Source organism: Streptomyces yongxingensis (genome assembly GCF_055597465.1).
Genome location: NZ_CM145717.1, coordinates 3944992 through 3970280 on the forward strand (window position 1 = coordinate 3944992; position 25289 = coordinate 3970280).

The window sequence follows — 25289 nt, forward strand, 5'->3', positions numbered from 1 at the left end:
CCTTACCTCACAGAACTGTTCAAAGGACCGTTCACCGGGCCTTCGTCACAGCGCCTTGGTGAGCTGGCCGACGTCATTGAGGGAGCTTCCGGCCACGAGCCCCGCGCCGACCAGCGACAGGTCGTTCTCGGCCTGCTCGTCGGACTCCTTGCGCGCCCGCGGATCGGCGATCCCGCGCCGCCGCCACACGGTGTAGAGCTGGCGGATCACCAGGGCGCCGAGGACCATCCATCCGGCTTGGGGCGTGGCCACCAGAAGGCCGGTGGCCAGCAGGACGCCCATCTGCCGGGAGGGCCCGCCGATGAGCTGGACCAGCGCGCCGGGGATCGCCCACAGCAGCATGGTGGTCATGGTGCCGGGCTCGAGGCCGGTCTTGATGGTGGTGACGTAGACCTCGGCGACCGGCGGCACCTTGCCGTCGGAGAAGAAGGTCTTCCAGGCGACGGCGACGACCACCAGCGCGACCCCGAAGCCGACGAGCTGGGCGAGGTACTGCTGGCGCCGCCCCTCGATCTCGAAGGGCCGCCAGGGTGCGGCGTCCCGCCGCAGCAGCCAGCCCGCCTTGAAGTCGTAGCCGAGGTCGGCGAAGGCGGGGCCGGTGGAGGCCGTGTAGCCGACCAGCAGGGCGAGCGGCACGGTCGGGATGTGCAGCACCAGGCCGATGATCAGGAAGATCAGGGTGACGGCGAAGGCCGGGAACCAGCCGGAGTGCATCGCCGCCAGCCCCACGATGAGCTGGTGGACGATGGCGGCGACACCGGCCAGCAGCACCCAGCCCACCAGGGCGGGCAGGGAGAGCCCACCGACCACGCCGCCCGCGGTCGCGACCACGACCGCGCCGCAGAGGAAGAGGCCCATGCCCTCCAGCAGTCCCCGCCGCAGCTGGGGGGCCTGGACCGTACGACCACCGTCGGCGTCCTGGGCCGGGCCGGTCCCCTCGGCCCGGTCCGGCCCGCCCTTCCGCGTCCGCATCAGCAGCAGCGCCTGGGTCAGGGCGACCAGCCCGGCGCCGATCATCAGCCCGTGCGGCACATGGTGTGCGCCCAGGTCGAAGCCGAAGTCGGGGGCGTACTGCCCCACGGTCAGCCCGATGCCGAACATGGCGAGCGCCCAGATGTTGCCCAGGAAGCCCACACCCGCGGCGCTGGTCGGCAGCTTGAACAGCGCGCCGACGAAGCCGACCAGGGCGCCCACGCCCAGGATCGCGGCCTTGCGCCCGCCGGTGTCCCCGGCCTTGATGGTCTCGGCCGCCGCGATACCGGCCGGCCAGGAGCCGGTGGCGGGCAGCAGCTTGGAGTCGAACACCCGGTACAGCACCCAGCTGTCGACCGCCAGGCCGATGACGGCCCCGCCGAGCATGGGCCACACCAGGTCGTTACGCCCGAGGGCGAACGGCACCGCGATCGGGGTGAGCAGGGAGTTGGCCGCGGCGAAGGTGGAGCCGGAGATCGCCGACTGCACCAGGTTCTGCCGGTGCTGGGAGCGCATCCGGGTCAGCACGCCCACCGGGATGCGGCCGATGAGCATCGCCACCAGGGCGCCGATCACCGCCGTGTTGGGCGACACCCCGAGCGTGGTGATCAGCACGATGCCGATCAGGGCGCCGAGGACCGACAGCACGATGGTCAGGACGAGGGTGATCGGTTCGAAGGCTCTGGGGTGCGACCGCGGTGGGGCGTCCGCGGCCGCGGCGGTGGCCTGGGGGTTCGGGTTCATGGGGACTCCTGCGGGGTCCGGGTGGGGACGGGTCGGTCACCCCGCCGGGGTGAGGGCCTGGAGGTGGGTCATGGGTCCGTACAGCTCGACCAGGCGCGCGAACTCCTCGGCGTCCAGGAAGCGGGCGACACCGCGTCCGAACTCCTTGGCGGTCTCGACGGCGAACCGGGCCGCGACGGCGATGTCGGTCTCGTGGCTGGCGCCGGTGGCGCATCCGGCCACCGCCGTGCCCGCCGTGATCGCGAGGCCGACGACGGGGGCGGTGGTGGCCACGGCGGGCTGGAGGATGGAGTTCAGGTGGTGCACCCCGTTGCCGTACGGGGTGATGTCCTGGGTGGTGATCGGCAGGATGTGCGCCGACTCGCCGGTCACGCTCTCCAGGACGGACACCAGATCCTCGCTGACCCGCAGGATCCAGCCCTGGCAGACCGTGGGCGACAGGGCGACGCCGCGGTGGTTGAGCAGCCGGTTGCCCTTGGTGGTGTCGATGGAGACGACCGCGTCCATCGCGGGCGAGATCTCCTCGCGGTTGCACACCAGGGTGTCCACCGGGGAGTCCATGAAGGGCACCGGGTCGTGCGGCTGGGTGGGGGCCCAGCCGGAGACGTGGGTGGAGAGCGTGACGTCGCCGTCCAGGACGTCGCCGCGGGCGTGCATGTCCAGCAGCTTGGCCGCGGCGGACAGCGCGGCGACCGCCCCGTCGGCGTCCGAGACCAGCCCGATCCGCTCCGGGCGGGCGCCGACTCCGCCGAGCCGGCCGAGGATGCCCAGGGTCGGGGCGGCGCCGCCGGCCAGCTTGCCGCGACGGCCGGGGACGGTGACGGAGACGAAATCCGTGCTGCCCTTGTCGCCCTCGACGGTGCGTACCTCGATCGCGGGCGCCGTCTGGGGGTCGGCTCCGGCCGCGGCCTGGACCGCGCGCAGATGGTCGGCGAGAAGGGCGCCGCTGGTCTGCGGACGGTCGAGGAGTTCGATGATGTCAAGGACGTGTTTGAGCACGGCTGGCCTCTCACGGCGGGGTGATGCGGTCGGTGACGCCGATGGCCCGACCGGACACGAGCGGGGAAGCGGTGCGCGGGGCGGGCACTGCCACCGGGCACCGGCCTGGCCAGGGTCCGCCCGGTGTCGCGCAGTGCGCAATGTTTTCTCTATATCCGAGAACGTTTACTCTTTCGTCATGGCCGAACAGACACCCGTAACCGGCACCCCACCACTCCAGACCGCGGACCGCGTGCTGAATGTGCTGCTGTCCTTCGACCGGGACCGCCCGGAGTGGGGCGTCACCGAGATCGCCGAGGAGTTCGGGCTGGACAAGTCGGTGGCCCAGCGGCTGCTGGCCGCGCTCGCCTACCGGGGCTTCCTGGTCTCCGACAAGCGCTCACGCCGCTACCGGCTGGGCCCGGCGGTGTGGCATCTGTCCTGGGTGTGGGAGCGGGGCGGCGGCATGGCCAGCCTGGCCCGGCCCACCCTGGAGGCGCTGGCCGGGGCGGTCGGGGTGAACGCGCTGTTCGCGGTGCCGGACGGGGTGCACATGCGCTGCGTCGCGGCGGTGGACGGGGCCACCGGCCCGCTGCGCTACTACGTGCTGGCGGGCGAGCTGTACCCGGCGCACGCCGGGGCCACCTCCCGCGCCTACTTCGGTATGCTCCCGGCCGGTGACCGGGCCGTGCTGCTGTACGGCCGCCCGATGGCGCGCTTCAGCGAGCACACCCTGACCGATCCGGTGCGGCTCGAGGAGCGCTTCTCCGAGGTGCGGCGCGAGGGCTACGCCTACTCCGAGGGCGAGTACGATCCGGACACCGCGGCGCTCGCGGCGCCGGTTCTGGTGGGCAGACGTCCGGTGGGCACCCTGACCCTGGCCGCCACCCCCGACGTGCTGCGCCCGCGCCGGGAGCACCTGGTGGCGCCGCTGCTGCAGGGCGCCGCCGATCTGGGCAGGGCGCTGACGCCCGCCCGGCCGCGGCGCGCGCCGCAGCGCGAGCGGCGCTGAACGGCGCCGCGTCGGCACTGAGCCGCCCGGCGTTCCGCGCCTCCCCTTGTGACCCCCTCTCGGAAAGGCCCCCTCATGCAGTTGCTGCTGCTGTCGAACTCCGCCGCGCCCGGCCGTGGCTATCTGGAACACGCGCGGGAGGAGATCGCCTCGGCGCTGGACGGCGCGCGCCGGCTCGTCTTCGTGCCGTACGCGCTGGCCGACCACGACGGCTACACCGCCCAGGTGGCCTCGGCCCTGGAGCCGCTGGGCGTGGAGGTCACCGGTGCGCACACCGCGGACGACCCGGCCGGTCTTGTGCGCGGGGCGCAGGCCGTGTTCGTCGGCGGCGGCAACAGCTTCCGGCTGCTCAAGGCGTTGCACGAGCGCGATCTGGTCCGGGCGATCCGGGAGCGGGTGGCGGCGGGCGCGCTCTACATGGGCTCCAGCGCGGGCACCAACATGGCCTGCCCGACCCTGCGCACCACCAACGACATGCCCATCGTCCAGCCGCCCACCTTCGAGGCGCTGGGCCTGCTGCCGTTCCAGATCAACCCGCACTACCTCGACGCCAAACCGGACACCGCCCACATGGGCGAGACCCGGGCCCAGCGGCTCGAGCAGTTCCTCGAGGAGAACGACGTCCCCGTGCTGGGCCTGCGCGAGGGCACCTGGCTGCGCCGGGACGCGGACCGGCTGACCCTGGGCGGCATCGACGCCGGAGCGATCCTCTTCCGCCGGGGTGAGGGCCCGGCGGAGCTGCGCCCCGGCGCCGATCTGAGCGCCCTGCTGCGCGAGGAGCCGCGCTTCGACTCCGCCGCGCGCTGACGGCGGGGATCGGGTCCACCGGGTTCGGGGGGTGGGACATGGCCGGGGGGCGGGACATGGCCGGGGTGGGCGGGACATGGCGGGCGATGCCGGGAAACGCCACCGACAGCGCCCCTTACCGAAATTGACCGTAAATCACCGCCATATGAACACGGCACACCTGTCAACGGACGCTTTCCGGACAAGTTTTTGTCGCGATCCTGACAGGTCGAGTCCATTGATGGCACTCTTCCCTCGGCCGAGGCGCAGCGCTTCCCCCACCCCGTAGCCGCGCCTGACGCCAAAGCCCCTCACACCCCCGGTCGCACCGCGGCCGCGCCCAGTCGTTCGTCCGCGGCCGGGCGCACTCGGTAACGCCGGGGTAGCACCCCGCTCTGCCCTGCCCTGCCCGGACGGCGACCCAGCCGCCCGGTCGTCCCGGCCGTGCCACCGCGCGGCCAGCGCAGAAGGAGTCAGCGTGAGATCCCTCCCCCAACGGCACCTCAGACCCAGTAGCCGCAGATCCGGTCGCACCCCGGGCAACCGGGCCATCGCGACCGGTGCGCTGGTCGTCGCGGCGGCGATGATCGGCGTCGGCTTCCAGAGCGGCACCGCCGCCGCCCGCCCGGACGACTCCGCCGCGAACGCCGCCAACCGCCCCGCCGCCCGCACGATCTCCGGCGCCCCCGACCGCGGCGCCCTCCCCGTCAAGCTGTCCCCCGCCCAGCGCGCCGAGCTGATCCGCGAGGCGGATGCCGCCAAGGGCGAGGCCGCCGAGGACCTGGGGCTCGGGGCCAAGGAGAAGCTGGTCGTCAAGGACGTCATCAAGGACGCCGACGGCACGACGCACACCCGCTACGAGCGCACCTACGCCGGACTCCCCGTCCTCGGCGGCGACTTGGTCGTCGACCGGGCGAAGAGCGGCGCGCCGCTGACCGTCGCCAAGGCCACCAAGGCCCGGCTGACCGTCCCGACCACCAGCGCCGCCGTCGCACCCGCCACCGCCGAGAAGGCCGCCGTGAAGGCGGCGAACGCGCAGGGCTCGCGGAAGACCGCGGCCGACCGGGCGCCCCGCAAGGTGATCTGGGCCGCGAAGGGCACCCCGACCCTCGCCTACGAGACGGTCGTCGGCGGCCTCCAGGAGGACGGCACCCCGAACGAGCTGCACGTCATCACCGACGCGGCCACCGGCAAGAAGCTGTTCGAGTTCCAGGGCGTCAAGAAGGGCACCGGGAACAGCCAGTACAGCGGCCAGGTGGCCCTCGGCACCTCGGGCAGCGCGGGCTCGTACAACCTCACCGACTCAGGGCGCGGCAACCACAAGACGTACAACCTCAACCGCTCCACCTCGGGCACCGGCACGCTCTTCACCGACGCCGACGACGTCTGGGGCAACGGCACCACCTCCGACGCCGCGACCGCCGGGGTGGACGCGCACTACGGCGCCGCCGAGACCTGGGACTACTACAAGAACGTGCACGGCCGCACCGGCATCCGGGGCGACGGCGTCGGCGCGTACTCCCGGGTCCACTACAGCAGCGGTTACGTCAACGCCTTCTGGCAGGACGCCTGCTTCTGCATGACCTACGGCGACGGCTCGGGCAACGCCAAGCCGCTGACCTCCATCGACGTCGCCGCGCACGAGATGAGCCACGGCGTCACCGCGGCCACCGCCAACCTCACCTACAGCGGTGAGTCCGGCGGGCTCAACGAGGGCACCTCCGACATCTTCGCCGCCGCCGTCGAGTTCTACGCGAACAACGCGAGCGACCCCGGCGACTACCTGGTCGGCGAGAAGATCGACATCAACGGCAACGGCACCCCGCTGCGCTACATGGACAAGCCCAGCAAGGACGGGGCCTCCAAGGACAGCTGGTACTCCGGTGTCGGCAATGTGGACGTCCACTACTCGTCCGGCATCGCCAACCACTTCTTCTACCTGCTCTCCGAGGGCAGCGGCGCCAAGGTCATCAACGGCGTGAGCTACAACAGCCCGACGTACGACAACCTCCCGGTCACCGGCATCGGGCGGGACAACGCGGAGAAGATCTGGTTCAAGGCGCTGAGCCAGCGGATGACCTCCAACACCAACTACGCGGGCGCCCGCGACGCCACGCTGTGGGCGGCGGCCGAGCTGTTCGGCCAGGCCAGCGCGCAGTACAACGCGGTGGCGAACGCCTGGGCCGGGGTCAACGTCGGCACCCGGATCGCCGACGGCGTCACCGTCACCCCGCCCGGCGACCAGACCAGCATCGTCGACCAGGCCACCAGCCTCCAGATCACCGCGACCAGCTCCAACCCGGGCGCGCTAAGCTACGCGGCCACCGGGCTCCCCGCGGGCCTGGCCATCGACTCCTCCACCGGTCTGGTCTCCGGCACCCCGACCACGGTCGGGTCGAGCGCGGTGACCGTCACGGTGACCGACTCGGCAGGCAAGACCGGTACGGCGTCCTTCACCTGGACGGTGAACACCAGCGGCGGCAATGTCTTCGAGAACACCGCGGACATCGCCATCCCGGACGCGGGCGAGCCGATCACCTCGCCGATCTCGGTGAGCCGGGCCGGCAACGCCCCCAGCAACCTCCAGGTGGGGGTGGACATCGTGCACACCTACCGCGGCGACCTGGTGATCGACCTGATCGCCCCGGACGGTACGGCCTACCGGCTCAAGGACAGCAGCCTCTTCGACTCGGCGGACGACGTGCGGACCACGTACACCGTGGACGCCTCCTCCGAGACCGCGGTCGGCACCTGGAAGCTGCGGGTCCAGGACATGTACGCCCAGGACACCGGCTACATCAACAGCTGGAAGCTGACCTTCTGACGGAGCGTTGACGCTCCCGCCGGACAGGCGCCGCCAGGGGTCGACCCGACTCCCCCTGGCGGCGCCTCTTTTCCTTCAGGACTCTTACGCCCGCCTGTCCGGAATCCGAAGGTTGATCAGCATTCAACGAACATTTTCCCTTCGACCTGTCGTGAAACCCGTGACATGTACCGGACTTGTGTGACAGTCTGCCCAACGCATTACGCATCAGTACCTCTTGTTCAGCACCGGGCCGCACTTCCCCGCAGCCCGGCGCTGACCCCCCACAGCAACGAGGAGATCGCGTGCGCAAGACCTTCAGCATGCCCATATCCCCTGCCAGCAAGCGGCGTTCGGCCATCGCGGCCGGTACCGCCGTCGCCGCGGCGGCCCTGCTCGCCTCCGGACTGACCGCCGGCACCGCGGGTGCCGCCCCGGCCGACACCGCGTCCGGCGCCCAGCCCGCGGCGCTCACCGCCTCGGCCCGTGCCGAGCTGCTCCGCGAGGCCAACGCGACCAAGGCGGACACCGCCTCGTCGCTCGGCCTCGGCGCCAAGGAGAAGCTGGTCGTCAAGGACGTCATCAAGGACGCCGACGGCACCACCCACACCCGCTACGACCGCACCTACGACGGACTGCCCGTCCTCGGTGGCGACCTGATCGTCCACCGCGCCAAGGGCGGTGACGTCCGAAGCGTCACCAAGGCCACCAAGGCCACCGTCAAGGTCGCCTCCACCACGGCCGGGATCGCCCCGAGCGCCGCGGCGAAGTCGGCCGTCACGCTGGCCAAGGCCGACGACACCAAGCAGGCGGCGGCCGACCAGGCCCCGCGCAAGGTGATCTGGGCCGCCACCGGCAAGCCCGTGCTCGCCTACGAGACCGTCGTCGGCGGGGTGCAGAAGGACGGCACCCCGAACCAGCTCCACGTCATCACCGACGCCGCCACCGGCAAGAAGCTCTACGAGTACCAGGGCATCGAGACCGGCAAGGGCGAGAGCCAGTACAGCGGCTCGGTCGAGCTCGGCACCAGCAAGGAAGGCAGCGGTTACACCCTGACCGACGCCGACCGCGGCGGCCACAAGACCACCAACCTGGAGAACAAGGAGGACGGCGAGGGCAAGGCGTTCACCGACGACGACGACAACTGGGGCACCGGAAAGCCGGACGACCCCCAGACCGCCGCCGTCGACGCCCACTACGGCGCCGCCGCCACCTGGGACTACTACAAGAACGTGCACGGCCGCGACGGCATCGCGGGCGACGGCAAGGGCGCCTACTCCCGCGTGCACTACGGCGACTCCTACGTCAACGCCTTCTGGGACGACAGCTGCTTCTGCATGACCTACGGCGACGGCCAGGGCAACAAGGCCCCGCTGACCGCGCTCGACGTGGCGGGCCACGAGATGAGCCACGGCGTCACCTCCAAGACCGCGGGCCTGGAGTACAGCGGCGAGTCGGGCGGCCTCAACGAGGCCACCTCCGACATCTTCGGCACCTCGGTGGAGTTCAACGTCAAGAACACCACCGACGTCGGTGACTACCTCATCGGCGAGGCGATCGACATCAACGGCGACGGGACCCCGCTGCGCTACATGGACAAGCCGAGCAAGGACGGCCAGTCCGCGGACGCCTGGTCCGACGGCGTCGGCGACCTGGATGTGCACTACTCCTCCGGTGTCGCCAACCACTTCTTCTACCTGCTGTCCGAGGGCAGCGGCGCGAAGGAGATCAACGGTGTGAAGTACGACAGCCCCACCTCCGACGGCTCCAAGGTCGAGGGCATCGGGCGGGACAAGGCCGAGAAGATCTGGTACAAGGCCCTGACCACGTACATGACCTCCAACACCGACTACCACGCCGCCCGTGAGGCCACGCTGAAGGCCGCCACGGACCTCTACGGCGCCGACAGCGCCGAGTCCAAGGGCGTGGACGCCGCCTGGGCCGGGGTCAACGTCAAGTAAAACCAGCGCGGTTACCGCACGACACACTGCCGGTGCCCGGGGCCTTAGGCCCCGGGCACCGGTATGTTTTATCCACGGCAAAGCGACATCTTTGTCGCGTTGGGCGGAAGCTTCGCCCAACTCACCATCACAACTGGAGATACGCGTGGATTCACGTTCGACGTCAGGCATATCCGGCATATCCCGTCTCAGACGCTCGCGTACCGCCCTCGCCGCCGGAGCGGCGACCCTGGCCGCCTCCCTGCTCGCCGCCGGCGCCACCGCCGGATCCGCGAACGCGGCCACCTCCTCGGCCACCCCCTCGGGTGCCTCCGCCGTCTCGCTCTCCCCCTCGGTCCGCGCCGAGCTGCTGCGGGAGGCGGGCTCCACCGCTGTCTCCACCGCGAAGTCGCTGGGGCTCGGGGCCAAGGAGAAGCTGGTCGTCAGGGACGTCGTCAAGGACGCCGACGGCACCACCCACACCCGCTACGAGCGCATCTACGCCGGACTGCCCGTCCTCGGCGGCGATCTGATCGTCCATGAGTCCGCCGGCGGCGCCTCCCAGGGTGTCGACAAGGCGACCGACGCCGACATCAAGGTCGCCGACACCAGCGCCGCCATCGCCCCCTCCGGCGCCGAGCGGTCCGCGCTGAGCGCCGCGCGGGCCGCGGGCGACAAGCAGGCGGGCGCCGAGGACGCGCGCAAGGTGATCTGGGCCGCCGGCGGCAAGCCCGTGCTCGCGTACGAGACGGTCGTCAACGGGGTGCAGAAGGACGGTACGCCCAGCAAGCTGCACGTCATCACCGACGCCGACTCCGGCAGGAAGCTCTACGAGTTCCAGGCCGTCGAGAACGGCACCGGCACCGGCCAGCACAACGGCAAGGTCACCGTCGGCTCGGTCAAGAGCGGCAGCCAGTGGCTGCTCAAGGACACCGCGCGCGGCGGCCACAAGACGTACAACCTCAAGCACTCGTGGGACGACACCAAGAAGGGGTCGGCCTTCTACGACGCCAACAACGTCTGGGGCAACGGCAAGCCCACCATCGCGCAGACCGCCGCCGTGGACGCCCACTACGGCGCCGCGATGACCTGGGACTACTACAAGAAGGTCCTCGGCCGGAACGGCATCAAGGGCAACGGCAAGGCCGCGTACTCCCGCGTCCACTTCGGCGACGCGTACGAGAACGCCTTCTGGGACGACGCCTGCTTCTGCATGACCTACGGCGACGGCGCGGGCAACAAGAAGCCCCTCACCTCGCTCGACGTCGCGGGCCACGAGATGAGCCACGGGCTCACCTCGGCCACCGCCAACCTCGAGTACAGCGGCGAGTCCGGCGGGCTCAACGAGGCCACCTCCGACATCTTCGGCACGGCCGTGGAGTGGTACGCCAAGAACGCCAAGGACCCCGGTGACTACCTCATCGGCGAGAAGATCGACATCAACGGCGACGGCACTCCGCTGCGCTACATGGACAAGCCCAGCAAGGACGGCCTGTCCTACGACTACTGGAAGAGCGGTGTGGGCGACGACGACCCGCACTTCACCTCCGGTATCGCCAACCACTTCTTCTACCTGCTGGCCGAGGGCAGCGGCCGTAAGGTCATCGGCGGGGTGACCTACAACAGCCCGACCAAGGACGGCCGCACGGTCAAGGGCATCGGCCGCGCCAAGGCCGAGAAGATCTGGTACAAGGCCCTGACCACGTACATGACCTCGACCACCAACTACGCCAAGGCCCGCACCGCGACCCTCAAGGCCGCGAAGGCGCTGTACGGCGCGAGCAGCGCCGAGTACAAGGCGGTCGACAACGCCTGGGGCGGCGTCAACGTCAAGTGAGCCTCGCCGGTCGGCCGGGCTCAGGTACCCACCCGGCCGACCGGTCGCCCTTCCCTACCGCTTCCCCTACCGTCCGCCGGCCGCCAACTGACAGGCCCGCTGGTTCTCCGCGGCGGCGCAGGGCAGATGGCCGTGGGTCTCGATGAGGTTCCGCCCGGTGTCCCCGGCCAGATAGTCGAGGAACTTCGAGGTCAGGGAGTTCGCGGGCGGCGCGGTGTAGGTGTACGCGTACTCCGGCTCCCAGAAGGGGTAGGTCCGCTCCCGCACCGCGCCGATGGAAGGCTTGCGGTGATCGAGGGCCACCAGATGGAGATCCCCCTTCTGGGCGCTCTCCTCGGCGGAATGCAATTCGGCGTAGCCGATCGCGCCGGGGGTGTTCGCCACTGTCTTCAACACCTCGCCGGTGCTGTCGAGTTCACAGCGGATGACGCGGTCCTTGGCGAATTTCGGGGCCCGGCAGTTGTCGGATGTCCGCGAGATCTCATTACCGCCCAGCACCCGGTTCTCGAACACCCCGCGGGTCCCTGACTTCGCGTCCCGGCTCACCAGCCGCACCGGCAGATCGGCTCCGCCGGGCAGCTGGTTCCAGTTGGTGATCCGGCCCGAGTAGAGCCTGCGGAGATCGTCGAGCGAGAGGTCGGATATCCGGACGTCCTTGTTCACCACCACGCTGAAGACGGACAGCGCCACCAGATGCTGTTTGAGCTTGGGGTTCCCATCTCCGTCCGGGCCGTCGGAAAAGGCGAGATACGCTGGGAATCCGCCCTTCGCCGCCTCCCCGGCATCGATCAGCGCACTCGTCCCCCGCCCGCTGCCCTGCGCTTCTACGGTGACATGAGCATCACGGCAGTCGCTTTGATACGCCTCGCCCGCGTCCTGCGCCACCGGCTTGAAGGCGGTCGAGCCGACGATCGTCAGATTCCCCCCGGCACAGCCGCGCGGCAGCGGATCGTCCTGCCACAGCCGCATACCGAACGACTGGAACATCAGCATGGCCAGCAGACTGCCGATGAGCCCGAGCATCCGGTTGCTGGGCCGCCGGAACTTCTCATTGTTCCGGATCCGGCCCTCTTTGATCCGCCCGCCCACATGCGGCGGCTTGTCGGTCCCGGCACCCGTCAGCAGCACCAGCAGCTTGAAGTGATCCCCCTTGTTCAGCGGCACCCGGGGCAGCGAGATCTCATTGCCCGCACAGACCAGCCCGGGATTCTCCGGAGTCCCGCGCTGCGGCAGATGCCGCAACAGATCCGGATGGCTGGGCTCGGTGACCGCCACATCCCGCACGGTGCGATTGGGAAAGGTCGCGGTGAGCCCACGGTGATTCGTCGCCGGCGCCGTGATGTAGTCGTCGGCATCGATGCTCCGAAACCCGTCATTCTCGATCCGCAACAACACCAAGGAGGCCCCGGCCAGATCCGGAGTGTTCTCCAGCATCCGCAATCGCTGATGAATCGGTCCGTCCTGGGTGCTGTCGTCTATCAACGTATCCATCTGCACGCGATAGCCGATACGCTTCCGCCCGGGAATCAGCCGCTCATACGACAGCCCCCCGACCGTCACCACGACGCCGAGCAACGCCAGCAGATTCTCGGGCGCCGTCAACTGCTCCAGCCACTTCATGATTGCCCCCCGTGCATGCAATGGCTTCAGGGGGGCGAATGTACGCTCCGAGAACGCACAACTGGCCGATGTGGCCCACCTCTCATCCAATGTTCGTCCCGCGTTCAACCACCACGGACGCGGGGCGCGGCCACCACGACGGCGCCGTGCGGCAAGCGTCTGCCGCACGGCGCCGCCGCCTCACACGTGTCAGAGGTCGTCCGGCAGGCGGATGACCGGATCGAAGGGACGCTTCTGGAAACCCGTCCGCAGATTGCGGCAGCCGGGCGCCTTGCACATGAAGAACTCCTCGACCGTCTTCCGCCCCGTGCGGTTCTTGAGCCAGGTCTTCTCGTTGGCAGTGAGCCGACGGTGCAGCTCATCAGTTCCGCAGGTGTAGCAGTACATCTTCTGGTCGCGCACGGCACCTCCTGAAACGGGCGGACAGCCAACCCGCGAGCCTATAAGCCACGTTGGGCAACGGACAGCACCGAACCGGACAACTCGGACCCCCGCCCGGCACCTCCTTGCTCGACGCACCGAGGACGCCGGGACGGAGACCGTCACCTCCGACTCAAGGTCTTTGTATCGAATGCCACCCATACGCCGAGCGCGTCGACACATACTTGCCCCGAGAGCTATTGACCCCCTTCGCAGCAAAGGAGCGGGATGACGGATCTGGTGCCGTTTGACAACATTGCACACCTATTCGAGCATTTCGAACACACTGCTTGGCGACTGGAGACACAGAGCGGTTACGCGTCCGATCGCAGTGGGGCCAAATGGCAGCGCTGGAAGGCAGGCGAAAACATCGGGCGCTATGAACCCGAACAACCCTGGCATGCCGGAATCCGGGTGCAGACGGAGGCCGGAAAGCGCTTCGAACGGGTGCGACTCGTCGATGACCCACCCACCGAGGGACAGCGCTTCCTGCTCGCCTCCGGTCTCGGGAACGTCGAGGCAGGGGAGGACATCCGGAACGTGTACAGGCATGACGCTCAGCGCATCGGTCTGCCGGACTACGATTTCTGGCTCTTCGACTCACGGATCGTCGTGAAGTTCGTCTTCGGCGAGGACGGTGCCACCCTGGGCGTGCACGTGGCCGAGGACGCCGAGACGGTTGTTCGGGCTTGCCAAGTGCGTGACGCGGCGTGGCACTACGCGACGCCAACGGCGGAGTTTCAACAACGGATGCGTTCCACTATGTGAGCGGCGACCACCGCACGGCTCTCGGGAGGGGTCCCGAGTCACCTGCGCGACCATCCCGGCTGATGGCCGGGACCTCCCGGTCCCACCTGGCCCACAGCGGGAACGGGATGACATGTGCGAGGAGATCACGTATCGCCATCAGCCACGGTGGAGCCGCGCCTCCTGGCAAACGAGCGCTGTCGGTGCGGCCGTGCCGGTCGCCGCTGTCACGCTGGACGGTTGCTCGTCCTCGCCTCCGGGGTTGGTCGAGAGCGCCAACGCCAGCCCGGCTTGGACCTGCTGCTCGTCATGACCTCCGCCGTGGTCAAAGACAGGGCGAAAGAGGCTGGCGCCGCCAAGGCGTTCGGTTTCCACAACCGCGCGGACGTCAAGCGGTGGGAGTATCTGGCACCTGGCTGATCTCGTCGGCAGTTACGGGGCAAGGGATCTCCGGCCGCATGCGGTGCGGACTGCACGCGATCAGGCACACGGACAGGAATCTCTGTCCCGTGAGATACCAGCCGCCGACCACATCCTCACCACACGCCACCCTTTCGGCCGCGCGGCCGACCGCGACGACGAGCCGGACACTGTCACGGTCGTGCTCGGACGCGAACGATGCGGCGTGGGACCGCGTTTCCCGACCGAACCATTCGGCCGCCTGATCCGCATCGCTCCAGGTCCCCTGGACGAAGGAGGCCGGTTTAAGCAGCCAGTGGGCACATTCCAGGGGAACGACCTTGCTGGATCTGAACTCCGGGTGCAGGGGGCGCCGGGGTCCGTCCTTGAGTAACTCGTGTGCGGACCCGAGCCAGGTGTAGCCGTGATAGTGCATGCGCTCGCTCTCTCGGTGAGGGCGGCCCCCACGCGCGGTGGGAGCCGCCCATCTAGATCACGTACTTACTGCCGGCCGCAGCCGTCACCGTCACCACATCCACCCTGCTGACCGCCCTCGGTCGGCCCGTCGTCCTCCGGGTCCTGTCGGACGGCGGCCTTGAATCCGCGTAAGCGCATCGAGATGATTCCCTTCAGTGCTGTCGACGCGGGGACTCTCCTCGCGCCGTCGTGCACATGCACCCGTTCCGCGCTGGGCTCGACCTGCCAGGGCTCCGGTCCAGCCGGGACGGGGGTCTTATCAACGGCTCACTGAGTGGTGGCCTTCTTGGTGCGCTCCTCCAGCGCGGCGCGCATGAGGATTTCCGCGAGCCGGTTCGCACTGTCGAGCGGAATACGGCCGAGGGCGACCATGGGATGACCCGAGACCGTCACCTCACCCCGCAGGACCGGCCAAAACAGGGCGTCGCCCTTTTCGCCGTGGGGCATGGCTACGTCCGGCGTGAAGCCGAGACGACCCAGTGCCTGTCGGAGCAGTTCAGCGACCGCTCTCGCGTCTTCTCCGGCCGAGCGGTGACGCTCGGAACGCATGGCGTCGATGTGGTCTTCAGTGATCTTCATAGGTCGTCGCACTCCTGGCCGTGGGCTCAGTTCAACCTATGAGGCACCTCGGAAATACCTCTAGCCAGTTTCCTGTTCGCGCAAGAAGTCGTCTCTTACGCCCTCGATCATTCCTCTCATGCCGTCACCAAGAAGGGCGACCGAGGAAAAGCCGTCGAACTTATTGACGTACTGGGCAACATCTCTCGGATCCGTGACCACGAGTTCAGCATGGACCGTTTCGACGGTCACGACTCTCGCGTCTCGGATGACGAATGCATGGTTTGCTATGTCACACTGCTCGACCGAGAAGGGGACCACGCGGAGATTTATATGAGGCAGTCGCGAAAGCGAGATAAGCCTGTCCATCTGCTCTGCCATCCTGGAGGACGACACGATGCGCCAGCGAAGCACGTTCTCCGTGATGACAAAATTCAGGCTCTTCGTGTCGTCGTACAGAACTTGCTGACGCTCAAGGCGAGCGGTTATGGTGCGTGTCAGGGTGTCTTCACTGAGATCATGGCGAGAAAGGACAGCGCGGATATACTCGGGCGTTTGCAACAGACCGGGAACCAGGGCAGGCTGGAAGAGCTGTAACAGTTTCATTCGGGATTCGAGCGCTCTCGTCTGCTGCTGCGCCTTGTGTACTCCCAGCCGACGCACCAGTCGCCACGCCGTGGTTTCGGTGGCCGCCGCTCGCACGGCGTCAAGATATTCACTCTTGACCTCGTCAGAGATGCCAAGAGCTACCAAAATCCCCTCTACATCCACAACAGACGGTGCGACTTTCCCCGTCTCAATCTTACTCAGCTTGCTGGTAGACATGACAGCACTGCGGGCGACGGTCTTGGCTTCCTTTCCGGATGCCAACCGAAGCGCCCGCAGCGCTGCTCCGAGCTCCCCTCTGTTCACTCCCCGTGTTTCGCCCACCATTCAGAGAAGGGCTCCGCCTGGGCCAGTGCCGCGTCGCGGTACGCGACGAATTCAGAGGAACGGGCCTCGGGCAAGGTTTCCCGCCCGGTGACCGCTCCTGCGTCGTCGTAATACATGGCGACGGGCGTTCTACTGTCGAACAGCCAGAAGTCCCCTACACCATCGAGGCGGTTGGCTTTGTCCGTGGTGTCGAGAATGAAAAACTCTTCACCGCCGACCTGATTCGTTCGATACCCCCAGCCGAGTTCAAACCGCAGGTACGGCGTGAGGGGACGCGAAAGGATGTGCACCCGGTAGATGCGCTTACCTTTGCTCGTATGGGATCGGAGTTCGGCCACCCATTCGTCGTTGTAGCTCTCCGGACGCGGCTCTCCTGCGAGGAACCTGCGGTACGCTTCCGTGTTACCCGAACCACTGTAGTCGTCCAGCGTCTCGAGTCGGAACGCCTCCCGTTCGAAGCTGGCGAACAGCTCGCCGAGGTTCTTAGACGAGCTTGTCACGAAGCGCCTTCCTGATGAGATCGAAGAGGAGTTGCATCGGAATCTCCACGATGCCTTCGTTCGCAGGAATCTCCAGCCCATGGTCAGTGGGCACCTCACCCTGCACCAGCAGGGTATCCCGGTCTGTGGCGTAGATGGTCGGGCAATCCTTGATGTCGCACGTGCTGACGAGCATCGATACCTTCATCAGTCCCCTCCCTGTCCTGAACTTCCGCGTTGATACTCGCGGGCATCGAAGCCATTGCGCAAGAGTTCCACGTTTCCGGAACGGGAAATCGGTACCGCGCTGCCACCACAAGACGGTTCACAGTGGCCAGTACTGCGAGTGGGGCAAGGCACGCTCCCAAACGGATTCGAACGCGGAAGCGGCCAGCCTAGCCGTGTCGGGCTCGTACCGAACCTCCATGTCCGTGGTCGGGTTCCAATTCCCATCGCCATCGAAGTGGTTGAAGATCACAACCTGTTCGTCGATCAGCCAGAAGTTCGCTCCCGGAAGGGCCAAGTCAGCCGCCCGCCTTCTGGGCAGCCACCGCACCTCCTCCCCTGCGGCGACATTGTGGCGCCCGGTCACGTCGTACTCGAATCTGATGTATTCGCTGACGGGCTCGGAAATGATCCGGGCACGCCGCATCCGAACACCCCGCGAGATGGTCGACACCACGAGATCGAACCAGCTCCGCCACCGCTCTGCGGGGTCGAAGCGCACCCCGGCGCGCCAGTCGGCGAAGTCAGGGTCGCTGGGCGTGTAGATGTCACGCATTTCCAGGTGAACCGCTGAACGCCGTGCGTTGATCAATGCCTGACGTACCGCTGTAGCCATCGATCGTGAACCTCTCCGAGTCGTCGCTAAGGGGTACGCCATCCGATGACGCATCGCGGCGCGCCCGCCGCACAGCGTCGTCAGTGCCCGGCGACGTGGTCGAAATGACCGGACTTGGCGGCGCGTATGAAGATTCTCAGACGCGCCCGAGTGGTCGAAAGTACGACCTCGGGGTGCTCGCTCTCGCGGAGCATTATCGAGTCGCGCTCACCTGCGGCGACGTTGACGCACGAGGCTGATTCCTGGCAGTAGGAGGACTGCCGCCATGACACCGGGTCCATTGCTGCTCCTTGTCACAGTTCCTGGATGAGGCCATGGATGAAGTCGCGGGACTCGTCCGGCTCCAGAGCGATGGCCTCCATCTTGCCGATCACCAACCGATACTTCTGCAACTGGGCTTCCGCGTCGAGCAGGAGGGAGCCGTGCGCCTGTTCCAACAGGATCGTGTCGAGTTGGGGTACGGGGCCGGAGAAGTAGTTGATCGACTGCCCGGACCCGGCAAACGTGCCGTTACGGAACGGAACCACCCGGATAGTGATGTGATCCCGTTCGCTCATGTCAATCAAGTGCTTGAGCTGCGCTCGGGACGTTTGTGGCCCGCCGAAGGGCATACGGAGGGCGGCCTCGTGGATCACCGCCTTGCAAGGGGTGGGACTTTCGCCATAGAGGATGCGTTGTCGCTTGATGCGGTACGAGACGCGGTCTTCCACATCGGGCGGTGGGAGCGCGGGCACCCCTTCGGCGAAGACCGCACGGGCGTGATCGACGGTCTGGAGCAAGCCGGGGATGTGGAGCACAGTGGCCAGCAACAGTGCCGCCGCGTGGTGTTCCAACTCGGCCAGGTCGAGCTGTCCGGGAGACAGCAGCTCCCGGTACTCCTCCCACCAGCCGCGCTTCCGTTTGCCGGTCATGGCGATGAGCGCGGCGATCAGAGCCTCGTCACCGCATGCGTAGTTCCCGGCCAAGGTGCGGATGCTGCGCTCGCTGAGGCCGAAGCGTCCAGTCTCGATGTTGCTGATGCGGGCCTGGTTGGCCCCGATCAGCTCAGCGGCCTCCCGGGTGTTGAGCCCCGCGCGCTCGCGGAGCTTGCGCAGCTCAACTCCGAGGCGTAGCTGACGTGCGGTCGGAGTTGTCCTTGGCGGCATGCGGTCCTCCACGATCGCACAGGTGGTGCAAGGGTCACTGGAACGAAGTCAAGGTTAGAGACTTCTAGATGCACCGTAGAAGTAATTCAACCTTTCGCTCTACGCTGTGATCCGGGCCACCTTCTGACGGCAGTTCCACAGCTGCCGCACGCCTGGCCCCCATCCCTCCCAACTCCGCCTTCCAACAAGGAGACACGCATGGCCACCGTATCCCCCGAGCAACCTGCCCCCCAGCCGTTCGACCTCGGCAAAGAACTCCGCGCGCTCGTCCTCGCCACCGCGCCCCGCCTCTTCGCCGTGGCCCGGATCCACCCGTACGAAGACACCGGAGAGGCCGATGTGGAGATCGCGGCGTGGGGCATGGCCTACGAGGAGGGGCGTACCGAAGTGGTCGGCCCGGGGCAGCGGTTGATCCTGACCTCGCCCGAGCGGGTGGAGGCGTGGTTCTCCCGGGACGGAGTCACCGCCCAGCTCGTGTGGCTCGCCCCGGCCACCGCCGCCACGCTCGGCCCCGACCTGGCCGCCTAGCGTTCGTCGGGTTCATTGCCTCTGAGGGCCAACCCGTCTGTGGGAAGGGTGTAGTGCCGGCCGTCCTGCCATCTGAACGGCGCGTCCACCAGGTCTTCGATCGAGGCGCCGGTCAGTAGGCAGTCGAGGGCCCATCTGTTGGCGGAGTGGGCGGTGATCAGGATGCGGTGTCCGCTCCAGTCGCCGGCGAGGTCATGGAGGAAGTCCCGGGTGGCCGCGATGACCTGGCGATAGCTCTGGCCACCCGGGAACGGGACGTCGATGTGCCGGGAGCGTTCGGGGACAAGGTCGGTCACGGGGCAGCCGTTGAGCTCGCCATAATTGCATTCCCGCAGCCGAGGGTCCTGGTGGATGGGGATGGTGGTCCCAGCGAACGCGATCTGGGCGGTCTCCATCGCCCGATGGAGGTCGGATACGAAGACGGCATCGAGGTCGTCGTGGCGGCGGCGGTCGCCGAGCTGCGCGGCGACGTGCCGCCCAGCAGTGGATAGCTTGCCCGGCAGCCAACCGGTGGCGATGCCGTTCTCGTTGCCCTCCGTGATCGCATGAGTTTCGTAGACGATCTCGACCGCCATGACGGCTCCGTTCCGGTCGTCGTCCAGGCCGCCCGTGCGCTGGGGCGGGCGTCGCCGGAGGACGCGCTTCTCGCTGCGGATGCGGGCGTGTTCGTGTCGTTGGGCGGCCAGGACGTCAGGCCAGCACCCTTTGGTGCTGCGCCGGACCGGGCCCACGCCGGTTCTCCCACCAGGAAACGCGCCCTGTGGTCAACCGACCCCGCCGGTTGGGCGGCTGGTCGCCGAAGGACCCACCGCCCCGGCGCCCCTCCCCGCCTCCTCACGGGCGCGCAGGTCTCCGTGGAGACGGGCGACCACCGCGCACACCAGCGGCATGACCACCGGGGGCAGCAGGAGAAGGGCCACGGCTGTGGGGAAGATCATCACCAGCACGCCGGTGATCCACACATTGTCGTCGCTGAGCCACAGCATGCCGAGTCCGGCGAAGTGGGCGAGGGGAGCGGCCGCGTACCGGGCCGGCCAGAAGACGAGCACGGCGGCCGCGGTGACCAGCGTGCCCAGGCCGAGGGTGCGCCGTCGTGCGCGGCGGGTCAGCACCCAGGATCGGTACAGCGCCACGAAGGGGGAACGGCGCTCCAGCACCGCCTCGGCGGTGGCCGCCGACAGGCGGAAGTACAGCAGCGGGCCGAGACACCAGATGGCGATCGGCATCACCCACCCCACCAGCGTGTACTGCCAGGACGCGGTTTCGCCCAGCGGCGTGGGCTCGACACCGGGCACCTCGCCGCCGTCGACGAGGCTGAACAGCACCAGGCCCGCCAGCTCCACGGCGCCCACGGCCAGTCCGGTCAGCGCGTTGACCACGAGGGCGGCGGGGAAGCGCCGGCGGGTGCGCCGCCACAGTTCGCGGGTGGTCAGCGGTCCGCCGTCGCGGGTGGCGTGAGAGTCGCCGATGGCGTACGCGGTGTGCAGGACGGAGACGACGAGGAGTCCCAGCACGAGCAACAGCAGCGACACCACGACGCCGACCCGCACCAACGGGAGCAGGCCACCGTCGGCGTAGGCCACATAGGAGTCCTCGTTGGCGATGTTGCGGTCCGCGTAGTCCCGGACGCCCTCGAAGGTGTCCCACGCCGCCGCGAACCCGCCGGCCACGATCGCGCAGCCGAGCACGGCTGTCAGGGCGGACACGCGGAGGGTGAAGCCGTACAGCGCGCCGCGGTAGCGTCTGACGACGCCCAGCGACGACCGGAGCACCCCGCCGATGCCGCCGCCCCGCTGCTCGGTGGGGTTGTCGTCGATGCCATCGGCCACCCGGTCGGTCGACTGGGTTCCCTCGTGCGCCATGACCTGATCCGACCTCCGTGCGACTCTGTGGTGACGGCAGCCAAGACGTCGCGCCGGGCGCATGGGTTCCCGGAGGCCGGGTTCCTTCCCGCAGGTCCGCGTCACCGGCTACGGGCGTACCGCGCTCAGTTCCTTACGAGGCCAACGGCTCACGCGCGGTGTGACCGGAGGTGGGTCCGACACCACCTTCGGGTTGGTTGATCTCGGTCCACACCGCGTCGAGGGAGAGGCCGAGGACATCGGCGATCGCCGCGATAGTCGGAAAGGCGGGGGTGGCTACGCGGCCCGACTCGATCTTCCGGAGGGTCTCCGGTGAGACACCCGCGTCGAGCGCGATATCGAGCATCGAACGTTTTCCCCTGGCCCGACGCAGGAGGGCGCCGAGGCGCTGTCCGCGTTCGACCTCGGCGGGAGTGAGCGGCAACCTGACCATGGCCCGATTCTAGTACCGGTATAGTATGGCCGGTATAGTTATTGGTTACATGAGGAAGGCGCCGCGTGATCGAGATCCTGAACCGCACCAGGCTGGCCCGAGCAAAGGACACCGGCGCCCTGGTCGCCGACATCCTGCAGACGCTGAAGAGCCGCAGCACGATCGGCACGAACCTTCTGGACATCGACCGGTGGGCCCAGACCATGATCGTCGAGGCGGGAGCGCTGTCCTGCTACGTCGACTACGAACCGTCCTTCGGACGCGGCCCCTTCGGTCACTACATCTGCACGGCCGTCAATGACGCCGTGCTCCACGGACGGCCATACGACTACACGCTCGCCGACGGCGATCTGCTGACACTCGACCTCGCCGTCTCCCAGGGCGGAGTCGCCGCGGACGCCGCCATCAGCTTCATCGTGGGCGACGCGAAGCCGCCGGAGAGCGTCGCGTTGATCAGCGCGACCGAACGCGCGCTGGCCGCGGGGATCGCCGCCGCCGGGCCCGGGGTTCGCATCGGCGACCTCTCCCATGCCATCGGCACGGTCCTCAGCGAGGCGGGGTACCCGATCAACACCGAGTTCGGAGGCCATGGCATCGGATCAACGATGCACCAGGACCCGCACGTCGCGAACACCGGACGGCCCGGCCGTGGCTACAAGTTGCGCCCTGGGCTGCTGCTGGCACTGGAGCCGTGGGTCATGGCGGACACCGCTGAACTCGTCACCGACGCCGACGGGTGGACCCTCCGCAGTGCGACAGGCTGCCGGACGGCACACAGCGAGCACACGATCGCCATCACCGACGACGGAGCCGAAATCCTCACCTTGCCGAAGCAGGCGCGGCCGTAAGGAGGGTGATCGCGGCCCCGGGTCGCTCATCCAATTCCCCCGTGCCGGACGGTCCGTCACCCCTCCAGCAGCCGGAGGCTCACCGCATCAGGACTCCCGCCGCCTCCGATGTGGTCTCCGAGGGGATGGCGATGAGGCCCGGTTCGGCGGGGTGGGTCAGGAGGGGGTGGGTGGGGAGGACGCGGATGGTGTAGCCGAAGGGGCCGGTGCGGTTGAGGGCCAGGGGGGCTTCGTAGCGGCGGCTGCCTTCGAGGTCGGGGCCCGCGGTGGGTTTGAGGGGGACGTGGGTGGCGTCGGTGATGCGGTCGGTGTCGTCCACCCGGCCCGCCACGGCCTGGACTTCGACGTCCGCCGGGTCCAGGGCGCCCAGGCGCACCCGGGCACGGAGGGAGAGCGTCGAGCCGAGTTCGGCGGCGCCGCCCGGGGCGGGTGGGGTGAGGTGGGCCTCGACGTGGTCGACGGCGACGTCCGGCCAGGCGGCGCGGATTCGGGTCTTCCAGGCGGCCAGTTCGGCGGCCGCCTCGAGGTTCAGGGCTCGGTGGGAGCGGGCGGCGGGGGCGTAGAGGCGCTCGACGTATTCGCGGACCATGCGGTCCGCGAGCACCTTGGGGCCGAGGGTGGTGAGGGTGCGGCGGACCATGGCGATCCAGCGGCCGGGGAGGCCGTCCAGCCCGCGGTCGTAGAAGCGCGGGGCGACCCGCTGCTCCAGCAGGTCGTAGAGAGCGGCGGCCTCCAGGTCGTCGCGGCGGGTCTCGTCGATGGCGTCGCCGTCGGCGGTGGGGATGGCCCAGCCGAAGTCCGGCTCGTACCACTCGTCCCACCAGCCGTCGAGGACGGAGAGGTTGAGACAGCCGTTCAGGGCCGCCTTCATGCCGCTGGTGCCGCATGCCTCCAGGGGGCGCAGCGGGTTGTTGAGCCAGACGTCGCAGCCGGGGTAGAGCTTCTGGGCCATGCCCATGCCGTAGTCGGGCAGGAAGACCAGGCGGTGGCGCACCCGGGGGTCGTCGGCGAAGCGGACGAGTTCCTGGACGAGGCGCTTGCCGCCGTCGTCGGCCGGGTGGGCCTTGCCCGCGACGACGATCTGGATCGGCCGCTCGGGGTGGAGCAGCAGTTCCATCAGCCGGTCCTGGTCGCGCAGCATCAGGGTGAGCCGCTTGTAGGAGGGGACGCGACGGGCGAAGCCGATGGTGAGGACGTCGGGGTCGAGCACTCCGTCGATCCAGCCGAGCTCGGCGGTGCCCGCGCCGCGCTGCCGCCAGGAGGCGTACAGCCGCTGCCGGACCTCGGCGACCAGCCGCTTGCGCAGGGTGCGGCGCAGCTCCCACAGCTCGGAGTCGCCGAGGTGGCCGAACTGGCGGGCGCCGAGCCGGGTGACCTCGGGGGCCGTCCAGGTGGGTGCGTGCACCCCGTTGGTGACGGAGGTGATGGGCACCTCCTCGGGGTCGAAGCCGGGCCAGAGCCCGGCGAACATCTCCCGGCTGACGCGGCCGTGCAGGGTGGACACCCCATTGGCGCGCTGGGCCAGCCGCAGGCCCATGACGGCCATGTTGAAGAGGTTGGGCTCCCCGCCGGGGTACGTCTCCATGCCGAGCGCGAGGATCCGCTCGACCTCGATCCCGGGCAGTTCGGCGTCGTCGCCGAAGTGGCGGGCCACCAGCTCGCGGTCGAAGCGGTCGATCCCGGCGGGGACGGGGGTGTGGGTGGTGAAGACGGTCCCGGCCCGCACCGCCTCATGGGCGGCGTCGAAGTCGGCGCCGCCCGCGATCAGTTCGCGGATGCGCTCCAGGCCCTGGAATCCGGCGTGGCCCTCGTTGGTGTGGAACACCTCGGGTTCGGGGTGGCCGGTGAGCCGGCAGTACGCGCGCAGGGCGCGGACGCCGCCGATGCCCAGCAGCATCTCCTGGAGCAGCCGGTGCTCGCTGCCGCCGCCGTAGAGCCGGTCGGTGACCTCGCGCTCACCGTGGCCGTTCTCCTCCACGTCGGAGTCGAGCAGCAGCAGCGGCACCCTGCCCACCTGGGCCTGCCAGACGCGGGCGTGGAGCGGACGGCCGCCGGGCAGGGTGAGCGGGATCCGGACGGGCCGGCCGTCCGCCTCGCACAACTGGGTGAGCGGGAGCTCGTCGGGGTCCAGGACCGGATAGTGCTCCTGCTGCCAGCCGTCGCGGGAGAGCGACTGCCGGAAGTAGCCGTGGCGGTAGAGCAGGCCGACGCCCATCAGGGGGACGCCGAGGTCGCTGGCGGCCTTGAGGTGGTCACCGGCGAGGATGCCAAGGCCGCCTGAGTACTGGGGCAGGGCGGCGGTGATCCCGAACTCCGGCGAGAAATAGGCGATGGCGGTGGGCAGTCCGGAGGGGGCGGATGGCCCGGAGGGAGCCGGTGGTCCGGAGGGGGCGGATGTGGCTACGGACGCAGGAGGTACGGACTCGACGGGGATCGGCCCGGCTCTGTCCTCGGCGGCGGCCCGCCCCTGATACCACCGGGGCCCGGTCAGATAGTCGTGCAGATCATCCGCGGCCGCCGTGAGACGGCGCAGGAAGGAGCGGTCCTCGGCGAGGTCCGCGAGCCGGGAGAGGGGCACGGCGCCCAGCAGCCGCACCGGGTCGCCGCCCGACTCCCGCCATCCCTCGGGGTCCACGGACTCGAAGAGCTCGCGGGTCTCGGGGTGCCAGGACCAGCGCAGATTGCGCGCCAGCCGGTTGAGCGGTCGCAGGGGCTCCGGAAGGACGGGGCGCACGCTGAATCGACGAATGGCCTTCACTCTTCGACGGTAGCGGCCGACGAGTCCCCGTTTCGGCTGTTTCGCCCCGCTCCCGAGAAGTCGGCCCGAAGGCGGCAACCTTTCCGGCCAAGGGGACGACTAGGGGTCACATCTTCCCCCCATGCCTTGGAGGACCACGTGCGCTCTCGGGACAGTTCGCACACTCCGC

Annotated in this window: 24 protein-coding genes; 8 read left to right on the top strand and 16 right to left on the bottom strand. The window is 68.8% G+C overall.

The window, feature by feature from the left end:
* Positions 1-45: 45 nt before the first annotated feature.
* Positions 46-1716 carry an OPT/YSL family transporter gene (locus ACZ6TD_RS16440; protein WP_471354704.1) on the bottom strand — a complete coding sequence of 557 codons (1671 nt, stop codon included), beginning with the start codon at positions 1714-1716 and terminating at the stop codon, positions 46-48.
* Positions 1717-1752: 36 nt separating this feature from the next.
* Positions 1753-2715, bottom strand: coding sequence for a DUF1177 domain-containing protein (locus tag ACZ6TD_RS16445; RefSeq protein ID WP_470004866.1), 963 nt, complete (start codon positions 2713-2715; stop codon positions 1753-1755).
* A 178-nt stretch (positions 2716-2893) separates the two neighbouring features.
* On the opposite strand from ACZ6TD_RS16445, the gene ACZ6TD_RS16450 reads away from it, so the two are divergent.
* From ACZ6TD_RS16450 to ACZ6TD_RS16470, 5 genes are all read left to right on the top strand, one after another.
* Positions 2894-3706, top strand: a complete 813-nt coding sequence (locus ACZ6TD_RS16450; protein ID WP_471354706.1) for an IclR family transcriptional regulator — start codon at positions 2894-2896, stop codon at positions 3704-3706.
* A gap of 75 nt (positions 3707-3781) precedes the next feature.
* Entirely contained in the window at positions 3782-4513 is a 732-nt protein-coding gene (pepE, locus tag ACZ6TD_RS16455) for a dipeptidase PepE (RefSeq protein WP_471354708.1), read from the top strand.
* 562 nt (positions 4514-5075) lie between these two features.
* Positions 5076-7316 carry a M4 family metallopeptidase gene (locus tag ACZ6TD_RS16460; protein WP_471357782.1) on the top strand — a complete coding sequence of 747 codons (2241 nt, stop codon included), beginning with the start codon at positions 5076-5078 and terminating at the stop codon, positions 7314-7316.
* Between the two features lie 302 nt (positions 7317-7618).
* Positions 7619-9256: a M4 family metallopeptidase gene (locus ACZ6TD_RS16465; protein ID WP_471357785.1), complete on the top strand. Its 1638-nt coding sequence runs from the start codon at positions 7619-7621 to the stop codon at positions 9254-9256.
* 145 nt (positions 9257-9401) lie between these two features.
* Positions 9402-11072, top strand: coding sequence for a M4 family metallopeptidase (locus ACZ6TD_RS16470; RefSeq protein ID WP_471354709.1), 1671 nt, complete (start codon positions 9402-9404; stop codon positions 11070-11072).
* Positions 11073-11138: 66 nt separating this feature from the next.
* Here ACZ6TD_RS16470 and ACZ6TD_RS16475 read toward each other — a convergent pair whose 3' ends face one another.
* Together ACZ6TD_RS16475 and ACZ6TD_RS16480 are read right to left on the bottom strand one after the other, a co-directional pair.
* Entirely contained in the window at positions 11139-12860 is a 1722-nt protein-coding gene (locus ACZ6TD_RS16475; RefSeq protein ID WP_471354711.1) for a phosphate ABC transporter substrate-binding protein, read from the bottom strand.
* Between the two features lie 21 nt (positions 12861-12881).
* Entirely contained in the window at positions 12882-13079 is a 198-nt protein-coding gene (locus ACZ6TD_RS16480; protein WP_471357788.1) for a hypothetical protein, read from the bottom strand.
* Between the two features lie 261 nt (positions 13080-13340).
* Between ACZ6TD_RS16480 and ACZ6TD_RS16485 the strand changes: the two genes are divergently transcribed.
* Positions 13341-13880, top strand: a complete 540-nt coding sequence (locus ACZ6TD_RS16485; protein WP_471354713.1) for a DUF6879 family protein — start codon at positions 13341-13343, stop codon at positions 13878-13880.
* Positions 13881-14247: 367 nt separating this feature from the next.
* Here the strand turns inward: ACZ6TD_RS16485 and ACZ6TD_RS16490 are convergent, their stop codons facing one another.
* From ACZ6TD_RS16490 to ACZ6TD_RS16525, 8 genes are all read right to left on the bottom strand, one after another.
* Positions 14248-14694 carry a hypothetical protein gene (locus tag ACZ6TD_RS16490; protein WP_471354714.1) on the bottom strand — a complete coding sequence of 149 codons (447 nt, stop codon included), beginning with the start codon at positions 14692-14694 and terminating at the stop codon, positions 14248-14250.
* A 308-nt stretch (positions 14695-15002) separates the two neighbouring features.
* Positions 15003-15314, bottom strand: coding sequence for a hypothetical protein (locus ACZ6TD_RS16495; RefSeq protein WP_471354716.1), 312 nt, complete (start codon positions 15312-15314; stop codon positions 15003-15005).
* Positions 15315-15374: 60 nt separating this feature from the next.
* Positions 15375-16226 carry a helix-turn-helix domain-containing protein gene (locus ACZ6TD_RS16500; RefSeq protein WP_471354718.1) on the bottom strand — a complete coding sequence of 284 codons (852 nt, stop codon included), beginning with the start codon at positions 16224-16226 and terminating at the stop codon, positions 15375-15377.
* Positions 16202-16726 (bottom strand): DUF6879 family protein, encoded by a 525-nt coding sequence (locus tag ACZ6TD_RS16505; RefSeq protein WP_471354720.1) that lies wholly within the window; start codon positions 16724-16726, stop codon positions 16202-16204. Before ACZ6TD_RS16505 ends, ACZ6TD_RS16500 begins: the two co-directional genes overlap by 25 nt.
* Positions 16710-16913: a hypothetical protein gene (locus tag ACZ6TD_RS16510; protein ID WP_037964362.1), complete on the bottom strand. Its 204-nt coding sequence runs from the start codon at positions 16911-16913 to the stop codon at positions 16710-16712. Before ACZ6TD_RS16510 ends, ACZ6TD_RS16505 begins: the two co-directional genes overlap by 17 nt.
* 117 nt (positions 16914-17030) lie before the next feature.
* Positions 17031-17546 (bottom strand): DUF6879 family protein, encoded by a 516-nt coding sequence (locus ACZ6TD_RS16515; protein WP_471354722.1) that lies wholly within the window; start codon positions 17544-17546, stop codon positions 17031-17033.
* Positions 17547-17626: 80 nt separating this feature from the next.
* Positions 17627-17827 carry a DUF397 domain-containing protein gene (locus ACZ6TD_RS16520; protein WP_471354724.1) on the bottom strand — a complete coding sequence of 67 codons (201 nt, stop codon included), beginning with the start codon at positions 17825-17827 and terminating at the stop codon, positions 17627-17629.
* 12 nt (positions 17828-17839) lie between these two features.
* A complete protein-coding gene (locus ACZ6TD_RS16525) occupies positions 17840-18691 on the bottom strand; it encodes a helix-turn-helix domain-containing protein (RefSeq protein ID WP_471357791.1) in 852 nt (283 codons plus the stop codon).
* Positions 18692-18889: 198 nt separating this feature from the next.
* On the opposite strand from ACZ6TD_RS16525, the gene ACZ6TD_RS16530 reads away from it, so the two are divergent.
* Complete coding sequence (locus ACZ6TD_RS16530; RefSeq protein ID WP_471354726.1) at positions 18890-19219, top strand: hypothetical protein; 330 nt, start codon at positions 18890-18892, stop codon at positions 19217-19219.
* Here ACZ6TD_RS16530 and ACZ6TD_RS16535 read toward each other — a convergent pair.
* The 3 genes from ACZ6TD_RS16535 to ACZ6TD_RS16545 form a co-directional block, all read right to left on the bottom strand.
* Positions 19216-19794 carry a histidine phosphatase family protein gene (locus ACZ6TD_RS16535; protein WP_471354728.1) on the bottom strand — a complete coding sequence of 193 codons (579 nt, stop codon included), beginning with the start codon at positions 19792-19794 and terminating at the stop codon, positions 19216-19218. The two genes, ACZ6TD_RS16530 and ACZ6TD_RS16535, sit on opposite strands and share 4 nt — an antisense overlap.
* A 189-nt stretch (positions 19795-19983) precedes the next feature.
* Positions 19984-21081 (bottom strand): hypothetical protein, encoded by a 1098-nt coding sequence (locus tag ACZ6TD_RS16540; RefSeq protein ID WP_471354730.1) that lies wholly within the window; start codon positions 21079-21081, stop codon positions 19984-19986.
* A 133-nt stretch (positions 21082-21214) separates the two neighbouring features.
* Positions 21215-21514, bottom strand: a complete 300-nt coding sequence (locus ACZ6TD_RS16545) for a helix-turn-helix domain-containing protein (protein ID WP_471354732.1) — start codon at positions 21512-21514, stop codon at positions 21215-21217.
* A gap of 65 nt (positions 21515-21579) precedes the next feature.
* On the opposite strand from ACZ6TD_RS16545, the gene map reads away from it, so the two are divergent.
* Positions 21580-22362 (top strand): type I methionyl aminopeptidase, encoded by a 783-nt coding sequence (map, locus tag ACZ6TD_RS16550; RefSeq protein ID WP_471354733.1) that lies wholly within the window; start codon positions 21580-21582, stop codon positions 22360-22362.
* A 79-nt stretch (positions 22363-22441) separates the two neighbouring features.
* Here map and glgP read toward each other — a convergent pair whose 3' ends face one another.
* Positions 22442-25120, bottom strand: coding sequence for an alpha-glucan family phosphorylase (glgP, locus tag ACZ6TD_RS16555; RefSeq protein WP_471354735.1), 2679 nt, complete (start codon positions 25118-25120; stop codon positions 22442-22444).
* Between the last annotated feature and the right edge of the window lie 169 nt (positions 25121-25289).

What these genes read in the sequence shown, in the direction of transcription:
- ACZ6TD_RS16440 (WP_471354704.1), bottom strand. Translation starts at nt 1,716, where the DNA reads ATGAACCCGAACCCCCAGGCCACCGCCGCGGCCGCGGACGCCCCACCG.
- ACZ6TD_RS16450 (WP_471354706.1), top strand. Translation starts at nt 2,894, where the DNA reads ATGGCCGAACAGACACCCGTAACCGGCACCCCACCACTCCAGACCGCG.
- pepE (WP_471354708.1), top strand. Translation starts at nt 3,782, where the DNA reads ATGCAGTTGCTGCTGCTGTCGAACTCCGCCGCGCCCGGCCGTGGCTAT.
- ACZ6TD_RS16460 (WP_471357782.1), top strand. Translation starts at nt 5,076, where the DNA reads ATGATCGGCGTCGGCTTCCAGAGCGGCACCGCCGCCGCCCGCCCGGAC.
- ACZ6TD_RS16465 (WP_471357785.1), top strand. Translation starts at nt 7,619, where the DNA reads ATGCCCATATCCCCTGCCAGCAAGCGGCGTTCGGCCATCGCGGCCGGT.
- ACZ6TD_RS16480 (WP_471357788.1), bottom strand. Translation starts at nt 13,079, where the DNA reads ATGTACTGCTACACCTGCGGAACTGATGAGCTGCACCGTCGGCTCACT.
- ACZ6TD_RS16485 (WP_471354713.1), top strand. Translation starts at nt 13,341, where the DNA reads ATGACGGATCTGGTGCCGTTTGACAACATTGCACACCTATTCGAGCAT.
- ACZ6TD_RS16490 (WP_471354714.1), bottom strand. Translation starts at nt 14,694, where the DNA reads ATGCACTATCACGGCTACACCTGGCTCGGGTCCGCACACGAGTTACTC.
- ACZ6TD_RS16495 (WP_471354716.1), bottom strand. Translation starts at nt 15,314, where the DNA reads ATGAAGATCACTGAAGACCACATCGACGCCATGCGTTCCGAGCGTCAC.
- ACZ6TD_RS16500 (WP_471354718.1), bottom strand. Translation starts at nt 16,226, where the DNA reads ATGGTGGGCGAAACACGGGGAGTGAACAGAGGGGAGCTCGGAGCAGCG.
- ACZ6TD_RS16510 (WP_037964362.1), bottom strand. Translation starts at nt 16,913, where the DNA reads ATGAAGGTATCGATGCTCGTCAGCACGTGCGACATCAAGGATTGCCCG.
- ACZ6TD_RS16515 (WP_471354722.1), bottom strand. Translation starts at nt 17,546, where the DNA reads ATGGCTACAGCGGTACGTCAGGCATTGATCAACGCACGGCGTTCAGCG.
- ACZ6TD_RS16520 (WP_471354724.1), bottom strand. Translation starts at nt 17,827, where the DNA reads ATGGACCCGGTGTCATGGCGGCAGTCCTCCTACTGCCAGGAATCAGCC.
- ACZ6TD_RS16525 (WP_471357791.1), bottom strand. Translation starts at nt 18,691, where the DNA reads ATGCCGCCAAGGACAACTCCGACCGCACGTCAGCTACGCCTCGGAGTT.
- ACZ6TD_RS16530 (WP_471354726.1), top strand. Translation starts at nt 18,890, where the DNA reads ATGGCCACCGTATCCCCCGAGCAACCTGCCCCCCAGCCGTTCGACCTC.
- ACZ6TD_RS16535 (WP_471354728.1), bottom strand. Translation starts at nt 19,794, where the DNA reads ATGGCGGTCGAGATCGTCTACGAAACTCATGCGATCACGGAGGGCAAC.
- ACZ6TD_RS16540 (WP_471354730.1), bottom strand. Translation starts at nt 21,081, where the DNA reads ATGGCGCACGAGGGAACCCAGTCGACCGACCGGGTGGCCGATGGCATC.
- ACZ6TD_RS16545 (WP_471354732.1), bottom strand. Translation starts at nt 21,514, where the DNA reads ATGGTCAGGTTGCCGCTCACTCCCGCCGAGGTCGAACGCGGACAGCGC.